This is a genomic window from Wocania ichthyoenteri Th78 (assembly GCF_000789235.1).
Taxonomy (GTDB): Bacteria; Bacteroidota; Bacteroidia; order Flavobacteriales; family Flavobacteriaceae; genus Wocania_A; species Wocania_A ichthyoenteri.
Genome location: NZ_KN525716.1, coordinates 3,670,121 through 3,690,285, shown reverse-complemented (window position 1 = coordinate 3,690,285; position 20,165 = coordinate 3,670,121). Strand labels below are relative to the sequence as shown.

Annotated in this window: 12 protein-coding genes; 6 read left to right on the top strand and 6 right to left on the bottom strand. The window is 33.4% G+C overall.

Features of this window, described 5'->3' with window-relative positions; translation table 11 throughout:
• Nucleotides 1-26: 26 nt before the first annotated feature.
• The 6 genes from RG22_RS17400 to RG22_RS16020 all read right to left on the bottom strand — a co-directional run bounded on the left by RG22_RS17400 (nt 27) and on the right by RG22_RS16020 (nt 15,701).
• Nucleotides 27-3,881, bottom strand: coding sequence for a T9SS type B sorting domain-containing protein (locus RG22_RS17400; RefSeq protein WP_052143793.1), 3,855 nt, complete (start codon nt 3,879-3,881; stop codon nt 27-29).
• A gap of 66 nt (nt 3,882-3,947) precedes the next feature.
• Complete coding sequence (locus RG22_RS16040) at nt 3,948-4,625, bottom strand: IS1 family transposase (RefSeq protein WP_034045130.1); 678 nt, start codon at nt 4,623-4,625, stop codon at nt 3,948-3,950.
• A gap of 299 nt (nt 4,626-4,924) precedes the next feature.
• A complete protein-coding gene (locus tag RG22_RS16035) occupies nt 4,925-5,848 on the bottom strand; it encodes a toxin-antitoxin system YwqK family antitoxin (protein WP_034045128.1) in 924 nt (307 codons plus the stop codon).
• Nucleotides 5,849-5,856: 8 nt separating this feature from the next.
• On the bottom strand, nt 5,857-11,694 hold the full coding sequence (locus tag RG22_RS17395; RefSeq protein WP_081997755.1) for a DUF6443 domain-containing protein: 5,838 nt from the start codon (nt 11,692-11,694) through the stop codon (nt 5,857-5,859).
• A gap of 10 nt (nt 11,695-11,704) precedes the next feature.
• Nucleotides 11,705-12,118, bottom strand: a complete 414-nt coding sequence (locus tag RG22_RS16025) for a hypothetical protein (protein WP_034045126.1) — start codon at nt 12,116-12,118, stop codon at nt 11,705-11,707.
• 55 nt (nt 12,119-12,173) lie between these two features.
• Complete coding sequence (locus tag RG22_RS16020) at nt 12,174-15,701, bottom strand: hypothetical protein (RefSeq protein WP_034045123.1); 3,528 nt, start codon at nt 15,699-15,701, stop codon at nt 12,174-12,176.
• Nucleotides 15,702-16,017: 316 nt separating this feature from the next.
• Between RG22_RS16020 and RG22_RS16015 the strand changes: the two genes are divergently transcribed.
• From RG22_RS16015 to RG22_RS18035, 6 genes are all read left to right on the top strand, one after another.
• Nucleotides 16,018-16,695, top strand: a complete 678-nt coding sequence (locus RG22_RS16015; protein ID WP_034045121.1) for a response regulator — start codon at nt 16,018-16,020, stop codon at nt 16,693-16,695.
• A complete protein-coding gene (locus tag RG22_RS16010) occupies nt 16,688-17,107 on the top strand; it encodes a prepilin-type N-terminal cleavage/methylation domain-containing protein (protein WP_034045118.1) in 420 nt (139 codons plus the stop codon). Before RG22_RS16015 ends, RG22_RS16010 begins: the two co-directional genes overlap by 8 nt.
• The gene (locus tag RG22_RS16005; protein ID WP_052143790.1) at nt 17,108-17,587 is read left to right on the top strand and encodes a hypothetical protein; all 480 of its coding nucleotides are present in this window, start codon (nt 17,108-17,110) and stop codon (nt 17,585-17,587) included.
• Between the two features lie 6 nt (nt 17,588-17,593).
• Complete coding sequence (locus tag RG22_RS16000) at nt 17,594-19,000, top strand: GspE/PulE family protein (RefSeq protein WP_034045115.1); 1,407 nt, start codon at nt 17,594-17,596, stop codon at nt 18,998-19,000.
• 28 nt (nt 19,001-19,028) lie between these two features.
• Entirely contained in the window at nt 19,029-19,907 is an 879-nt protein-coding gene (locus RG22_RS17390; protein WP_052143789.1) for a tail fiber protein, read from the top strand.
• Between the two features lie 11 nt (nt 19,908-19,918).
• The coding region (locus tag RG22_RS18035; protein WP_204244194.1) for a hypothetical protein at nt 19,919-20,165 on the top strand (247 nt) is incomplete at its 3' end.

Below are 20,165 nucleotides of genomic sequence, written 5' to 3'. Positions count from 1 at the left end.
ACTAATAGTAAGCTTTTTGCTTTTTATTATCGTTTCAAAGCGAAATGCCCTTTAAAAATTCTTCCGTCTTCTAAACTTACACTAAACCAATAATCATCTACAGGTAGCATGTTTCCATTAAAAGTGCCATCCCACCCTTTTGAATTAGGGCTTATTTGTTTTAATAGTTTTCCATAACGATTATAAATAAATATATCACTGTTAGATTGAAAACTATTACTAACACCTTCAATTTGCCAGAAATCATGAACTCCATCACCATTTGGTGTAAAGTATTTTGGAAAGCCAATAACAGATATGTCAATAGAACTTGTGCCACATCCTTTTTTATCTCTTATATAGAGAGTATGTATACCAGCGCTCACATTTTCAAACAGTGGTGCATCTTGATAAAATGAAAAGGCATCATCCAAAGCAAACTCATAATCTCCTTGCCCTATATTATTCAAGTTGATTGTAATGGTATTATTTGTTGAAGCATCAACAACTGTAATATCATTATAAGTTATTTTGGCTAGCTCTGAAGCATTAACAAATATATCTCTAGTTCTGGAGCAATCGGTACCATCTGTTTTTGTTAAAGTAACCGAATATGTTCCAGGTGTAGATACTGTTAAAGTAGAAGCTTTAGATAATAGTGTTCCGTCTTCATAAACCCATTCATAATTAAACATTTCATTAGTATTTTTTTCTTCAGGGTCTAAAACTACAGTAAATGTAGGATCTGAAGAACAAACTATCTGCGGTGTTTCTACAGTAAAATCAGGTAACGGATTAACTATAAATTCAATATTAGTAGTATCTGTACATGTTGGGTTTATTGGGTTTACAACTTCTACTCTAATCGATTGGGTGCTTGTATTGAATGGATTTGGCAACGGACTTGGAAGTTCTGCTCCTAAATTATCATAATAATGTACTTCCATTCCTGTTTGGCCATTTAATATAGTATTTTCAATTAAAGAGGTATCGAATTCATAAAATCCATCAGTATCATCTATTCCATCATCACAAGCTACTTGATTTGCAACTGGATTAGCTAGAGGTTGAGCATCTACAATAAATTCTAAAGTGGTTTCATCAAAACAGCTTCCATCACTAACATTATTATTTGTTACTCTTATAGTAATTGTTTGACTTGCTGTTAAAAACGGATTTGGTAATGGACTTGTTAATGAATTATTATTCTCATCAAAATATGTTACTGTAACCTCTGATAATGATTGCCCGCTAAGCAATTGTGTTTCAACTTGTGATGTGTCAAAAGAATATATTCCATCTAGATCATAGTCACATTCCCTTTCAATGACTACTGAGTTTGCTATGGGTTGCGTCTCTACATACAAATTAATATGTGCACCTAAACCTAAGCAATCGTTATCTACTTTACTATCTACTCTAACATAAATTTGTTGTGTATTTGGATAGGCAATATTTCTGTAATTTGTTATATCATCAATTTTGTTTTCTTCTGCCAAAGCATCTGCTTCATTTCTATAATAAGCAATAATTAATTCCTGACCTATAGGGAACATAGCTTCTATTTCAGAATGCACACTACTAAAATCAAAATTTGAAACTCCATCAGTATCATCATCACAGGCATAAAATTCCCTAATAAATGTACTTGGTATTTGTGTTGTGGTTACCGTTAAATTAACTTGAGAAGTCCTAAAACAGCCATTAATGTTTTCTACCCTAACCCAAACAGTGTCTGAACTTGAAGTTTGATTAGAGTATGTTTTAGGGTTAGTTATAACATTGTTATTTTGTTCTGCATCTGCCAGAGATTCATAAAAAGTAACAGTTTCATTAGCTGTATTACTTGTTATTTCGTTTATAACTTCATTTAAATTAAACGCACTAAAAAACCCATCTAAGTCCTCATCACATTGTTTCAGTTCTACCATTGGAGTTATAGTTGGCAATTCCAAAACTTCAACTATAAATGAGGTGCTTGTTTTACATTGATTATTTATATTACTAACACCTTCAACATATATAGTTTGCGGGTTTTGTGTGTTTATAAAAGAATTTGGTGATGCAATTGGTTGAGTTGAAGCTGCATCTGTAAAGTAATTATAATGCACCTCTGAGGCGACCCCGTTAAGCAATAAATACTGTTCTTGTTGTGTTAAATCAAATTCAGCTATTCCATCAGTATCTGACCCTGAATTAGAATCATCACATTGTGTTAAGCTTAAAAGGTTTGCTGATGATTCTAATTGTGGTGTTTTATATATTCCAATGTTAAAATCTGTAATATCTGTACACTCTGGATTTTGTTTGTTATAAACTTCGGCTATAATTTCTTGCGTAAAAAAACTTGAAGCATTTGTATAACCTTCAGGGATATCTATTTTAATTCCATTGGTATAGTTTGTCATCCCTTCATAATAATTTACTCCAAAAACATTTGGGTCTAGACCATTAAGGACAAATATGTTATGGCTAACAAGATCAAAAGTAATATCTCCAACTAAATCGCATAATAAAATATCGTGAGGTTTTGTTGCTACAGGCTGTTCATAAATGGTTATAATTTCAGTTTCCGTATCAGTTTCTGCACCAACGGTAGCTGTAACACTTACCTGATAAGTTCCTAGGTTAGAAAATACATGTGTTGGTTCTAAATCTGTGGATGTATTATTTACTCCAGATGTTGGGTCGCCAAAATCCCAAACAACAGAATCAACAGTGTCGTTTAATGTAAATTTTGTAGCATCCCCAAAGCAGGTGTTTTCAAGGTCAAAAGTACTGATGTTAAAAAAAGATTGAATAAATGGTGGAAGTCCTGCAAGTTCTAGTCTTCCATTTAAATTTACAGATTGAAAAATAAAATTACAGCCTGTTCCAATAATATTGGGGCTTTCAATACTTCCTAAATAACCAGAGCCACCTAATGCAGCATAAATTTTTTTATTAGTAGCCAACTGTAAAGCATACCCTAAGCCAAACTCTCTGGCTATAAGTATTTCTGATGATGCTATATCGAACGCCTCAACATTATATTGAAAAAGAGAATGAATTCCATCAATGGTATTACCTAATTGAGATGTTACATACATTAATTTACTTGAAGGGGAAAATTCAAGCCCATAATCTATAGGTCTGGTAGAGATTTGTATCATATTGCTCACTTTCCCTGTTTGGTTATCAAAATCTGCAACGTGAGTTCCAATAGTTACATTAACAACACCTAATTTAGTGCCATCTGGAGACACTTTTAATTGACCTACTGAAGCATTGGTACCGTCTGATCCAGGAGGCCATGTAATCATTAAAGGCGTTACACTTTCAACTGGTGTTAGATTTACTCCTAAATCTGTTATAAGAAAAGAATTAAACTTATTACTATCCCAGGGGTGACATACCACCCAATAATCTGATCCGTTACCATGAACTACTGCTGTAATTTGTTCAGTGCTTCTAGTTAATAAATTTATATTTTTGTTTGCTGTTATGCCTCCCAAACCTCCATTTAGGGTTAAATTTACTTCAGAATAGTGTAACCCATTATTTCCTGCTTGAGAATCTACAGTAAAAATATAAAATACTTCTTTTGAATTTGGTTTAGGAACAATTAAAGCCGATTGTGTACTATCATCACTCCCCAACAAACCATTACCATTAAGCATAACATTATGGCTTTTATCCCATACTGTTATCCCATCTGTATAAAATAACAAGCTTCCATTATTATCAGAAATTGTGGCACAACCTTCCATAGTTGATAATTGCCCATCTAATAAAGCTACTGGAGTACCACTATTAAAATCTAAGCCTGCATGGTCTCCAAAATACCAAATGTTAGCCTCTTTTTGAGCTATAAGTTGACTAGAGATTATTAAAAAAATAAAAAAATAATTTTCTTTTGTCATTGTAAAATTATAGTATGCTAATATAAGAAATATCTCATAAATTATTCATGCTCTCAATGTCAATTACTAGCCTCTTAAATTTAAAGTATGCCCAAAAAAATACAACCGTAATATAGCTTCTAAACTCTTGATGCTTTTAGAGTAACAAATTGTTTTTCTTGATAAACATTTTAAATGTGTACGTAAAGTAAGATGGTAACGTTCTATATGGTTTGTTAACGATTTACCAGTTTTATGAATATGTTCTGGAATTATTCTTTTGTATGATGCAAGCTTTTCTGTGTATATGCGTTTTGGATGTAATAACAATACAGGGTTAACAACCTTTGCTAATTGTACAGCAGATTTACCACCAATGCAAAAGTTAATAACCGCTTTTGTTTTTCTATTAATAGCATAACTTATATAGCAATGCTTGCCCATACCCAAAACTTTAACGTGCATCTCATCTATTTCGTAACTTTCATTATAGGTGTTGTTTAGAGGAATTCTTATGTGTTTTGATAAAAGAAATATACGCCGTTTAACTGTATTTCTGGCTATGTTTAATATTCTTGAAATATCGTTAATACCACAACTATTTATTAGTAAACAATAAACCTGATAGTTTGTTGACAAATTATAAGCTTTATAAGCATAAGTACATTGTAAACTTATTTTGCAGTATTTACAATAAAAACGTTGCTTTGCATTTATTTGAAAGCCATTTTTTATACATTTATTTTTGCACTTTTTACAATTCAAAACACGCTTACTTTCTTTTTGGTATAAAAGTATTCGTTTTTTTTAGAGTATGAAGAAGCTAAAAGCTTACTCTTAGTAAGCAAATTTTAAAAAAACACCCACTATTTTAACCCATAAGGGTGTTTAGGTCGTTAATTTTAAAAGCTTTACGGAGCTTAAACCAAAACAAGTAGCCCATAAGCACACCTGTTTTAGTTTTAAAATTGATTTTATTTTATTGATTCTTAATGAGTTAAATTAAAAAAATTAATTACCCACTAATTTAATCCATTACCCTAGGGAACAGCTAGGGGATTACGCTATGTTTGGTTTTCTTTTAAATTTGGAACACTACCTATACTATCTTTAACAAAAATTTCTTTTTCAAAATATTTACGATGCATTATATCAACAGATTTATTTTTATCAAAATAAGACTCCAAAATAATCCCTCTAATAATATTCTTACCTTTTTTCAGGCTTTTTTTACCAAAAGCAGCTATATACGGATATTTAGCTTGTTCATTAGAGAACCATTTTTGATTTTTAATATCCTTTTTTAAACTATAAAATGTATCTAACTTTATTCTATGTTCATTAGAAAAATCAGAATTAAGATTACCTATTATATGTGGTAATAGTATATATATCTCAGATTCTTTATCTTTAAATAAGGGGCAGTCTACTCGTACTATCCCTTTAAATGGTTCATTCAAATAGATGGTGTCACTAGAGCTATAAAAATTAAAAAAATTACTTTGATAGTACAATGTGTCTCCTCTAGGGTTCAATGCCCATTCTTGATTTAAATACTCTTTGCCAGAAATATTTTTATATTCTCTAACAGCACTTATTTCTTTCTTATCATTATAAAATACCCATTTTCCAATTGCATTTCTGTTCAAATTCACAAAACCTTCCTTTTTTAAATTTCCATTTTCATGAAAATATTTTTGCTTGACAGAATCTATAACTGATAAATATTCAATTTTCATAATGCTAGAAGAGGAATTATTATTATAATAAATTATAGAATCCCTTTCAACTCCATTTTCAAAAACCTTCTTAACTTTTAGGTTTCCATCAGGATAATACTCTTCATAAATTCCTTCATACTTACCGTCTTTTTTATGATATTTTTTAAATTTATTTCCATTCTCGTAAAACTCAGTTGTTACTTTTTCATTACAAGACAAGAGAAAAATAAAAGTTAGTATTACAAAAAGTAAAATATTTTTTTTCATGTTAATCTTTATTGGTGATAATCAATAGTCACTGAATCTATTTTTGTTTCATTGACGGTAGTTCCTTTGTTTACTTTTATTATAGAATCTGTTTTTGCTTTTTCAGTAGACTCATGGTTTGCTATTACCAAATTATAAGCACTACCGTCAGAAGCAGTTATCCAAGTTCTAGTGGTTGCAGATTGAGTAGAAACTTCTCCAGTTGTATTTGTCGTACTCATTGAACCGCCACTACTTGTTGCTGCATCAACTTTTTCCGCTATAGAGACAGCATTTTTGCTAAGTCCCATTCCTGCTTTAACATTTTTAACAGCTGTATTAGCTGTGGAAGCATTATTATTTGTAGACATTGGCCTGCCCTTATTTGCTCCATTTGGTGCTTTTTTAACAATACTTGCAATGGTTTTTATACCATCAACATTTATTTGTTCAGTTGATGCGTCTCCTTTTGTTATTAAAGATTGGTCTCCAGAAGCTCCATCTTTACTTGTAAAAGAAATTCCTCCACCGCCACTAGAGTCTCTACTTGGACTACCAGATGGAGCATTAAAACTTTCTCCATCATTATGAAAGAAATCTGCCACTGCGTCTCCAGCATCACTAATAGCACCTCCTACAGCGTCAATTCCAGAGCCTACCCATGACAAAAAGGATTTTCCTTGTTCTTTCAACCATCCAACTGGGTCGGGAGTTCCTGGTGGTGGGTCTCCAGGTCCAAAAGGCATCATCCCATCAGGGTCAATAAAATAAATTGGATTATCAAACGCATAATTATACGGACTATGTCTCCTCATCATTTCAGCTAAAGGGTCTAAATTCATCCATCTCCCTAAAGCTGGGTCATAGTTTCTAGCAGTAATATCATACCAGCCAAGACCTAGTTCATCTTGGTACTCTTTACCACCGAATTTATACTTTAAAGCTGGATTGGTTGAGTTTACTACGTTGTTGTAACCTTTATGCTTCATACCAAAGGGGTAGTAGTTGTTTTCTTCTAGTATTTCAAGGGTGCCGTTATTGTCTTTATAACTCAACCTAATATTACCCAAATGGTCTTTGTATTGGTATACATAATTATAACTAAGAGATAAGTTATTTTCATCTTTAGGCTCTATATATCCTTCAGGATGGTTAAAGAATTTTAAAACTTCATTGCCCGAAGTTTCTTGGTAAACATAATTACCTGCATATAATGTATTACTTCCTGTACTCACAATCTTTTTAAGCTTTACTCCAGTGGCATCGTAAATGTACGAAATTGTCCCCACATTCCCATTACCGTTTATCGAAATATCTGTTGGTAAATTTAAATGGTTGTAAGTAATGCTTGTAATGCCTTTATTTTGGTCTGAAAGCATATTACCATTATCATCATAGGTATAGTCATTAATAAGGTCTTGTGCTGTATTTTCTGCATCATCAATAAACCCATACTGATCTAGTGTGGCTGCATCTGTAACCTTTAATAGTTTGTTACTATTAGATTGATAGGTATAGGTTAAATTATCCATTTCGCCATAACTAGTAACAGTACTGCCACTCATAGCTCTTACGCCTTGCCTTACTAGATTATTTATATTTCCATTTTTATCATAACTAACCGAAGTTAAATTGTAATTGCTTGAGTTTGCCAAACCACTTGTAATTCGATTTAAAGCATCATAACTATACTTATACCATTTTAAACCTTGGTCTGAGTTTTTTGTTTTCCACTCGGTTTCAGAGATGTTGCCATTATAGAGTTCTTTTTCAGTGTTTGGTGCATGATAATCGATCGTATTGTAATTTAGTTTAAAACTAAACAGGTCATTACCTAATACTGCAGGGTTGTTTATTTGTTTTAACCAACCACGTATATTATAGGTGTACTCTACATCTTGTAGCCTACCTTGTGTGGTTTTACCACCAACAGCTTTACTGGTTAATTGCCCCAAATTATCATAGGTATTTTCTACAATAACTTCTAGCACATCGGTGTTGTTTAACTCTTGTGTTTGCTTTTTTAACCGCCCTACATGATCATAAGTAAACAAATCTTCTGTTGTTACTGCGGTTGCTCCTTTGGTATGGTTGGTTACCGTTTTTGTAACTTTCCCAACAAAATCAAGTTCACTCTTAACAACATCTGTAGTTTCTAAATAGGCATTATAACTAGACACATAAAGAGGCTGACCCTTTACATTGTAACCTGTTACCGTGGTTATCCACTTTGCTGGACTAACATTTAAAACACGAACTCTACTACCTGTTGCCAATCCTTTAGTTTTTGTTTTATTGGTGTCGTTATAATTAACTACTGTTTTACCAAAAACAGAACTTGGTAAAACTAAACTGGCTTTGTCAAAATTATAATCATCATAATAGTTTACTGTATGCAACTCTATGCTGGTATTTGGGAAATTAGCATTAGTATAATACGAATTATCGTAGCCTGTACCATTATTATCTTTAGATTCATACAGTTCTTCGGGTGTATTATTCTGAGTGTTAAAGTTACTTTGCATACTGGTTCTGTTAGTATACGAAGTATTGGTATGAATACCCGTATAGGCTACTCTCCCAAATGCATCATATTTTGTAAATAACCATTTATCATCAACTCGTAAATTGGCATCTTGTGTTAATACGGGTCTATCTAAATTATCATATACAATATATTCCCAGTCTTTTCCTGGTATTCTTTTTTCCACCAACCTATTTCTGCTATCATATTTATATTGATAGCCTAAATCGTTTATCTGGGTATTTATAGTAGTTAAACTAGCCGTACTTGCATTCATTAAAGGAGGTAGTACGTAGGTTAAATTACCATAATCGTCATATACATAATATGTATCATGCTTAACCTCGTTGTTGTATGTTCTTTTTAGTAATACCCGCCCTTGTTTGTCTTTAAATTCTTCGGTGGTATGATCCTTTAAAGTCCCACTATGGTTCTCATCCTTAGTAATAGTTTTGTACAAGGTGTGTTCTGTATAATAGCCACCGTCTACTAAAGTAGGTGTATATGTTAAAGTTAAACTAACTTTAAATAATTTTACATTATCTTTTGAAGCGTCTGTAGGGTTTAAAGCATCATGCGTGTTACTTTGATAATTAAACTCTATTTCGTGAGTGTTACCGAGTTTCCAATCTTCTCCTGGAGCAGCTTGTTGTAACACACGGTTTAGTGGTGATTCTTCTAAACCTTTTTGGGAATAGGCATTGATATCTTGTGCGTTAATAATAGTCGGAAAGTCATCAGCATAATTTGCTTGATAGTACTGTTGTGTTACTAAACTCTTATCGCCTCGATAGCTTCCTACACTTCCAGTGGATTCATGGTAAGGCAACCAGTCTTTATCTTGTCTTCCAAAATCATCATAACCTACATGTGTAATGATATCCTTTCTATCAGGAGCAGCCTTTATACCTATGTTTTGCATGGGTCTGCCTAATCCATCAAAATAAGTAATACTTTCTATAATATCAGAATCTTGATTTATTTCAGATGCATTACTCATAGGATCTTGATATACTCTTGTATACACATAATTTTCATCGGATAATGTTGAAGGTGTATAATCGCAACCATTATTTGTACCCGATTCGTTAGGACATAAATCATTATTATTTGCAACATAGCCTGATGGCATGACACTATAGTAAACACTGTTGTTAGGATCTCCAAACCCATCACCGTCACTATCTAGGTAAAAATTTTGAGGGGCAATGTTAGTAATGTTGGTAGTGGTGTCATCATAATCATAATTATTGCTTACATAGTTTGGAGGTTGACTGCAAGCACTTGAATTAACACTGGCGTTTCCATAGCCATCACCATCTGAATCAGCATACCAAGTACTTGGTTGTGTTACAGTATAATTGATTGTTCGTGCTGAACTCCAACAACCCGTTGAGTTATTTCTGGCTCTTAGGTAATATACTGTACCACTGGTTCGAGTTACTGTACTACCCGAGTTGCCTGTACTAGTACCACCACTACTGCTTTGCCAGTATAAAGTCTGTCCGCTTGGGTGACTCCCTCTGGTTAATATGGTGCTACCGCAATTATTCGTTATGGTTGGGGTACTCGGGGTTCCTGGTACACTATTAATTGTATAATTGATTGTTCGTGCTGAACTCCAACAACCCGTTGAGTTATTTCTGGCTCTTAGGTAATATACTGTACCACTGGTTCGAGTTACTGTACTACCCGAGTTGCCTGTACTAGTACCACCACTACTGCTTTGCCAGTATAAAGTCTGTCCGCTTGGGTGACTCCCTCTGGTTAATATGGTGCTACCGCAATTATTCGTTATGGTTGGGGTACTCGGGGTTCCTGGTACACTATTAATTGTATAATTGATTGTTCGTGCTGAACTCCAACAACCCGTTGAGTTATTTCTGGCTCTTAGGTAATATACTGTACCACTGGTTCGAGTTACTGTACTACCCGAGTTGCCTGTACTAGTACCACCACTACTGCTTTGCCAGTATAAAGTCTGTCCGCTTGGGTGACTCCCTCTGGTTAATATGGTGCTACCGCAATTATTCGTTATGGTTGGGGTACTCGGGGTTCCTGGTACACTATTAATTGTATAATTGATTGTTCGTGCTGAACTCCAACAACCCGTTGAGTTATTTCTGGCTCTTAGGTAATATACTGTACCACTGGTTCGAGTTACTGTACTACCCGAGTTGCCTGTACTAGTACCACCACTACTGCTTTGCCAGTATAAAGTCTGTCCGCTTGGGTGACTCCCTCTGGTTAATATGGTGCTACCACAATTATTCGTTATGGTTGGGGTACTCGGGGTTCCTGGTACACTATTAATTGTATAATTGATTGTTCGTGCTGAACTCCAACAGCCCGTTGAGTTATTTCTGGCTCTTAGGTAATATACTGTACCACTGGTTCGAGTTACTGTACTACCCGAGTTGCCTGTACTAGTACCACCACTACTGCTTTGCCAGTATAAAGTCTGTCCGCTTGGGTGACTCCCTCTGGTTAATATGGTGCTACCACAATTATTCGTTATGGTTGGGGTACTCGGGGTTCCTGGTACACTATTAATTGTATAATTGATTGTTCGTGCTGAACTCCAACAGCCCGTTGAGTTATTTCTGGCTCTTAGGTAATATACTGTGCCCGTAGTTCTACTAATTGTTGTCATTGAATTACTTGTACTAGTGCCACTAGAACTACTTTGCCAGTACCAGGTAATGCCACTTGGTGAGCTCCCCTTGGTTAATACCGCATTACCACAATCATTAACCACAGTTGGAGCACTTGGAACGGCGGGAATAGCATTAATGCTGTAGCTCTTACTACTTGAAGAACTACTCCATGTTCCTGAAGAATTTCTAGCTCTTAAATATTGCGTGCTACCAGTAGTTTTTGTAATTGTAGAACTAGAATTGCTTGTACTTGTGCCTGAACTACTGCTTTGCCAATACCAAGTTACACCACTTGGAGGGTTTCCTCTAGCCAAAACAGTGTTTCCACAGTTGGTACTTTGTATAGTTGGTGTAGAAGGTGTAGATGGCGCTGATGAGGCTATTGAAACATATAAATAATTATTTGTAGATGTAAACACTACAGTTCCGTTACTCATACCTCCATCCCATTTAGCTGAAACATAATAGGTAGACCCGCTTTTCCATGAGCTCAATAATGTTCCTCCAGATATAATCCAATTATTGGGATACTGGCTTTGCCCATTATTAAATTGATAGGTATGCGTGCTGTTAGCTTGTACGCTAGTTGAACCTGTTATTTGAGCATGAGACAAGGTAAAACTTCCCAAAAGTAGAATTAGACTTATTAGGATATTCTTTTTATCAAGGTTGAAATTCTGTATCATAACTATTGTATTAAGGGTAAGTTATATTTGTTATATTAAACGTGTATAATAATTCAGGGGATTGTCCTTGCTTAATACTCATAACAGCTTTTAAAACACCACCTTCCATTCTAGTTAAATTAAAAGATGTTTTAAAGCCTTCTTTATATAAGGTATAGCTAAGATTTCCTGTAGATGAATTCATATTCCAACCTCCGGCTATTTTAGTAATAGGATAAGTAATTGTGTTATTTGTTCCTTTAACGTGCTGTACCCATTTCAATGTATTACCTACTTTTATTAGTGTAGAACTAAAAAGCTGTGTTTTTTCCAGAACACTAAGCTTATCACTTGTTAGTGTATAATCAAATTGAGGTGTTTGTGCAGATAATTGTATTGTGTAAATGAATAGGCTTAGCGTAATAATTTTATATAAATAACTCATGGTTTAATGTGTTTTAATGATTGAACGTTAAAAAACTCAATGACTTAATTTGAATTTATTGACTCTTATAATGATATTTGTTTTCGCTTACTATCTTACCATCTGCATCTTTTACCATTTTTAAACGATTTGCATCATCATATTCGTAATAGATGGTATAGCCTTTGGAGCCTGTAATGCTTGTAACCCCTACTAAAGGATCAAAAGTGTAGGTAGTAAGCATTGCGTTAGGTAATGCGTTTCTTAAATCATTTAAAGCAGTACGCAAAGCACCCTCATTACCAGAAGTGCCGATAGTCCTATCGTTATCTAAATCAGATCTAGCTTGTATTTCTTCAAGGGTATCATAATTAAGGTGTAATGTTGCGATTGCAGATTCTACTTGAGAGAATGTTGCATTTTCTATTTTGGCAATTGGATATTCCTCGTTATAACCCCACAAATACACAATATGAGTGCCATCTGTTTTGCTAACTTCTTGAACATTGCCATCATCATAATACTTGTGATATTCAATCCTGTTGTCTAAAGCTCCTGAGCCCTTAGAGACTTGAATGTTTTCTGGTAGTATAATATTTGTGTTTGTAGAAAGACCTAAGTCAACATCCCAATCTTTAAAATTAGTATATTGGATTGATAACAATTCTTCGGGATTACCCACCTCTTTTTTAAAGGTTTTTGTTTTTATTGGAACAGCCAATTGATGATTTGAAATCAAAGCTTGTTCAGCTGCTGTTCGAACACCCGCATCTATATCTTGCGGATATGCGATATTTGTTCTTAGCAGGTCTCCCTTGCTATTTGTTGATGTAATCCCCGTGGGCTTTATATGCGCTAGATTATTGTAGAAATAATTTTTTGTTATAGCTAATGTTTCAAGACCATTTTCATATTCTTTCGTAATTTCACTATTTAGAATTCTTTTCCCAGTTGAGACATACGAATTATAATAATAAAACCTATTAGGGTTATTATCATGTGGGATGTAATGAGAAGATCTATATTTGTCTGGTTCTCTTTCTATTACTTTTACCGTTTTAATACGCTGTTCTGGAAAATCTGTATAGGTGTACTCCGTACTTCGGACGGGTTCGTAACTTAGGTCCTCTTTCTGCTTATATTGAATGGTTTTTTGAAGATTACTTTTTTTCCAGGCAGGGAATATGTACCTATTATAAGGTCGGTTAGCTGTCGACCAGCTCATATCTACACTACGATCGGTTTGAGAATAATAATATTCGGTCTTACCATTTGTTAAGCTATTATTTAAGTAAGAGGTTGTAAACTCCGTAACTTTATTATAGTCGACTGGATTTCCATTATTAGTACCCAGTTCTATATTACTAGAGGAAATAAACCACAAAGTATTTTCTAAAGCAGCCTCGGACACTTCGTCATGAAATTTGGCGACATAAGTATAATATAACAAGGGATAATAATAGAAGTTTTTTGAAGGATCTGTAATTAGGGTTCCGACACCAATCGCATTGGGACCGTAAAACGAGTCACCATAGGAATACTTTTTCTTTGTTACTGGAAGATTATCCGAATTGTAGTTGGTTATTGTATTTATCCTTAATCCACCTGCCTGTGTGGGAATAATTTCTTGAGAAGTAGCAGGTAGTAAATAATCGTAGGTCAATGTAGACTCAATCCAGGGACTATTACATATGCTCATGGAAGAGCCTGTAACACCATTGGTCATTGCTTCCAATCTGTATGTATGTCCTTGATTTATAGATACGTACTGTGTAAACACGGCATTGCTCTCTTTGTTTTCTGGCAAGTGCTCAAAGAAATATTCAACGGGTTCACTTGGACTTAAGTCGGTAAATCTATACGTCATATAGTTCCCATTATTTAAGATATCATAATCGGAAAACATAATGGTTAGCTTACCCAGTTCAACACCATTATTGGCTAACTCTTCCGTAACCGTAAACTCTAATGTATTATTAACCGGAACCCCTTCAAAAAACTCCTGAGGACAAGATGTAGAACGATTAATAGCCGCCAAACTAATGGATTTTGTTGTCGGCTTTTTGCCTTCCAACTGCTCCTGAGACAAATAATAGTTAGACTCATAGTCAAAGTTTGTATAACCTCCTGTAGGGAATATAACCTTGTTTAAAATACCAGCCTTCATATAATTTATATCAGATTCTCTGTTTCCTCCAGCGTAGACTGGTTTATTAGATCGATCGATATAAAAAGTTTCTGGGATTATTGTCGTGTTATTTTGACCATTGTAATATCCCCAAATATCCTGTGAATTTGTATTAACAGGGGGTAATGGAGTTAAATCATATTCAAATTTATAATCCTTTACGAAGGAATTATATTTATCGTAAAACTCAACGGCGTTAAGCTTTAAACTTTTTCTCTTATAGTCAGTAATTATCAATGAGGGAAAACTCGTGCTTCCAATACCCGTTCTATTAAAATAATCATTGTTTTTAAACGCAATCTTCTCTATTTGTTGCCCAAATAAATCAAATACGGTTAAGCTTGTTATTCTTGGATAATTAGCTCCCACATCCAACCTGTCTGTATTTGAACTAAACTCTATAGAACCGTTCTTAAATAAAATTTTATCCAGTACTCTAACATTGTTAATTGATGATGCTACATAATTTTGAATATGACTGTCGTAATTCTTTCCTCTATCATCAACTATCACAAGGCTTCTATCTGCTAAAACATATCTGCTTTCACTAGAAATTTTGTTATTGAAATAACTTGCTGTTTTATATTTGAATGATATCGTGTCCTGTTTATTTGCTGATATAATTTCCGTTAAATGCCAGCTAGAATCATATGGTAAATCATTTAGCATACCGCTCCAGTCTGGAGCATTTTTTTCATCTCGTGTGCTGGTACCAACTCCAGTAGACTCAAAAGCTTCTTCATTGCTTAGGCTTGTTCCAAATCGATAGACTTCTCCTTTTTCATTGGTTATGACAATTAACTTATTATTAATATCTACTTCATATTTATAAGGCTCATAATTCATGCTCGTATAATTCAAATCATTGTTTAAGCAAAACTGACCAGACAAATTACTGCAGCTTATACTATAAACATCAGGTTCTTTATCCATCTTATAGTTTGTTCTAATATCTTCATCCTGATAGGTAGGGTCATTTCCAATAGTGCCGTAGGGTAAATCATCGGTATAAGAGTTATAATCGGGTAAGTCATCTCCTCTTGTCGAGAAACCCGGAAAGGGAAGTGCATTGCTATCATCAAGCTTATCTTTTATTATCCTATTTATAACACCTCCGGCATTTAATATCCAGCCTAAACCTACAAACGAGGCCTCCTGATCTACTTTAATGCCACTAGCATGATACGATAGCGATATTGGAAGCTCCAAATCTCCACTCTTAATGGTGTAAAGTGGTATTTCAATTTTTGGTACTCCAGTACTAAAATCTATTGGATACTCACCATATTGACCTAAACTTGCTGCATTGGGAGAATGCGTTGTGATAACTGGTAGCGCAGGCGATTCTTGTTCTTGCCCAAAAACTATATTGATAGATAAAATGATTAAAATTAAAAATGTTAAAGATGTTTTCATTTGGATTCAGATTAAATGAATGTTTGAACTAAAAAATTATGATGCAATAAAATTAGAAAGGAGAATTGTTTTTGGAGTAAGCTATTCTATTGGAATTAGTAAGCAAAAAGCTTACTCAAAATAAGCTTTTTGCCTACTCAAGCTAAAATTTTTATAAAGCTTTAGTGTTGTATTATAGTGGTTCGGGTTTGTAAAGTTTTAATTCAAGTATTATTATGGAAAACCCGTAATAAAAGTAAGCAAATAGCTTTCTCTAAAATCCTACATAATACATACTTTTAGCTTGAACATTTAACATCATGAAATCTATTCAACTATGAGCAATATTATTAATGTCCTAATAGCTGAAGATGAACCTATTATAGTTGGCTTACTTAAAGATATTTTTCAACAACTCAGCAATTCAAATGGTGATTGGAATTTTAAATTACACCCAACCCTTAACTGCGATTCAGCTATGAATAAAATTGAAAAAGCCATATTAAGTAGGCCATTCGATTTAGCTTTATTAGACATCAATATTCCTAAATCAAAGGAAAAAAATATACTATCTGGAGAAGATTTAGGTTTGAAACTGCGGAAATATTTTCCACATGTTAAAATCATTATTTATACCTCTAATAATGACAACTATAGACTTAATAATGTTTTAAAAACGGTTAATCCAGAAGGATTTTTAATTAAAAGCGATATTGATTATAAAGGACTTGTTCATGCTATTAACCGTGTTTTGACAAATCCTCCTTTTTACAGTCCCAGTATTTTGACTTTAATACGTAAACATATTGCAGATGATTTTGTGTTAGATTCTACAGATAGGATTTTATTGCACGAAATATCAAAAGGAACAAAAAACAAAGATTTGCCAAATTTTGTTAACCTTTCTAAAAGTGGTATAGAACGCAGAAAAAGACATCTAAAAGAAATATTTAATATAGAAGATCAAGGCGATAAGAAACTCATTCAAATAGCTAAAGAAAAAGGATATGTCTAAAAACAATAAACACGTATTAAAAAAACTACCAGCATACAATTTGCAAGAAGTACTAATTGTACTTGTTATTATTGGTATACTATTACTCTTGGCTTTACCTAATTTAATGCCATTAATAAGTAAAACCAAAAGTGTTGAGGCCCAAACACAGTTAAAGTTTATATACAACTCGCAAACTACTTATAGATATATGTATTCTAAATACAGTAATGAATTAAGTGAAATAGATTTTGAGGCTCCAAAAACAGTACAAGAAAATGGGACGAGCAATTATAGCTACGAAATTTTAGCAGCTACCAATAATAGTTTTAAAGCCAAAGCAACTGCTATTACCGATTTTGATGGCGATGGTATTTTTAATGTTTGGGAAATTGATGAAAATGGCACACCAAAACAAATTATAAAAGATTAAATGATATTTATAAAACTTATATTAATTATAGCTTTCGCTTTGGTTTTTCTTCAAGATTATAAAGAACAACAAGTGTATTGGTTCCTATTTCCCATTATTGGAGTTTTAGGAGGTATCCTATTTTATCAAAATACACTTTCTGAATTATTTCTGGTTTCCATACTAATGAATTTGACTTTTTTAGTAGCACTAACATTAATAATCTATTTATATGCAAAACTTAAACTTAAAACCAAGTTTTTAAACACTCTAGGTCTGGGTGACTTATTATTATTTTTAGCTATATCTGTTTCTTTTTCAACGGGATCATTTATAATCCTATTTATCAGCGCCCTTATTTTTTCCTTGGTGTTACATCTTATACTTAACAAATCTCAAAAAACGGTTACCGTCCCTTTAGCGGGTTATATGAGTTTGTTTTTTTTAACGAGTTATCTGTTTCATTGGGTTGGCTTTGTAAATATTGTTTATAATGTTTAATAGATTATGAACAACAACTACAGCATACCAACAAATTTATTGCAGCTTTTAAGTAGCGAGCAGGCGTATCACTATAACATTATTCCTATTGAAGCACAAAACGGAACGCTCACTTTTAAATCTGATGTACCATCTGAAAATCTAAAAAAAGAACTACGAGTTGTTTTTGGAAAACAAATTGAATTGATTTCTGAATCTACAGAAAATATCCAACTGTATTTAACTAATAATTTTAGAAAACAGGATTTAAACCAAACAGAAGATTTACATTATACTAATGATTTTTTAGAAAAAATATTGATGTCTGCAAAAAATATTGGTAGTAGTGATATTCATTTTGAACCCTATGAGCATAAATGTAGAGTGCGGTTTCGTATTGATGGTAAACTAAAAGAACATTTTGTTATCAATTTATCTGAATACCCTATTATTATAAACAAACTTAAAATTAAAGCAAGTTTAGATATATCAGAAAAGCGATTACCTCAAGATGGACGTATTACTGTGAAATCGCAAAGCGACGAGTTTGATATTCGTGTGTCTAGCCTACCTACGCTTCATGGCGAAAAAATAGTATTACGTATTTTAAGTAAAGATGCCAATCATATTGATATTGACGATTTAGGTTTTACAGTACAAGAATTAAAAATCTATGAAGAAGCCATTAAAAACCCAAATGGCATTGTGCTTATTTCTGGGCCGACAGGATCTGGAAAAACAACAACGTTATATGCTACTTTAAAACTTTTAAATGACGATAAAACCAACATAGTAACTATTGAAGACCCCATTGAATATACCCTTGAAGGCATCAATCAAGTACAGCTAAAAGAAAATATTGGTTTAGATTTTGCGAGTGCCTTACGTACTTTTTTGCGCCAAGACCCAGATATTATTATGGTGGGAGAAATACGCGATGTAAAAACCGCAAATATGGCTATTCGAGCTGCTCTAACTGGGCATTTGGTTTTGTCTACTATACATACAAATTCTGCTTGGGCAACCATTTCCAGATTAATAGATATGGGAATTCCACCTTTTTTAATTGCGAGTACTCTAAATGTAAGTATTGCACAACGTTTAGTTAGAAAACTCTGTAATACTTGCAAAGAAGAAGCCCTAGTTTCTAAATCTATTTTTCCTGAGCATTTTAATATTCCAAAAGACTTAACCAAGCACTTTATTGCTAAAGGGTGTTCAGCATGTTATCATACAGGCTATACTGGTAGAAAAGCCATCTATGAAATTATACCCATTACAAAAGCACTTATACCACATATAAAAAACAACGATTTAGAAATTGATAATTATTTAGAAGAACATCACATCTCAACCTTAAAACACAATGCCATTAATTTGGTGAAACTAGGTATTACTTCGGTTGAAGAAGTATATGCCTTATTAATTGATTAGACCATAATGATTCTTAAATATTAAAAACATGAAAAAAATATCACTTATTATTAGCCTTTGTTTATTTGTTGCCATACACATTAATGCACAAACCACAACATTTGATAATTTAAATGCAAATAATTATGTCAATAAAGCCATTACTTGGAACTCATCTGATTGGGGATCTGGATTTGGGCATCGAATTATTAATTCGGATCCTGGCGGGCAAACCTTATTAAACTTTCAAGCAAGACATAGTACAGCAACGTGGTCTGATGTTATGACGATTACTTCTACTGGAAACATAGGTGTCGGCACCTCAAATCCAACAAATAAATTATATGTAAAAGGAGATGGAAGTACCAATCAAATATTGAATATTCATAACCCATCTACTGCTAATGGAGCTGCTATACGGTTGTCTGATTCACAGTGGAACTCAGTAATTAAAACAACACCTAACAGTGGTGGTGTATCTGAGAACTTAGACTTTATAGTTGGAGCTAACCTTGGCATGAGAATTAATGAAAACGGTCGTGTGGGCATTGGTACCACAACCCCAGACGCAAAACTTGCCGTAAAAGGTAGCATCCATTCCAACGAAGTAAAAGTAGATTTATTAGGAGCCGTGGCACCCGATTATGTGTTTTATAAAGATTACGATTTAAAAACTTTAAACGAGGTAGAAAACTACATTACAAAAGAAGGACATTTACCTAATATTCCTTCTGCAAAAGAGATGGAAGCTAATGGGCTTCTTCTTAAAGAAATGAACTTAAAATTGCTTGAAAAAATTGAAGAATTGATGCTTTATACGATACAGCAAGAAAAAGAAATAAACACATTAAAAAAGCAGGCTTCTAAAGTTGAAGTTTTAGAAGAAAGATTACAAAAAATTGAAGTTTTACTAAAATCTAAAAATTAATATTAAAAAATATGAAAACAATTATTTATATATGCCTCTTTATCATAGGAAACACAGTCTTTTCACAAACTACAACAACAGTTACACTTTCTAATGGCGATGGATGGTATAGAATTATTGAAGGTATGGGAAACAAAGCTGGTTTAGTAAGGATTTCAGGGGGATTAGGTAATAATAGATTGACAGATATATCAATGTATGTGTCCACGATGGCATACGACCAAGGTGGTTCTATAAATATTATCCCTCGGACACTTC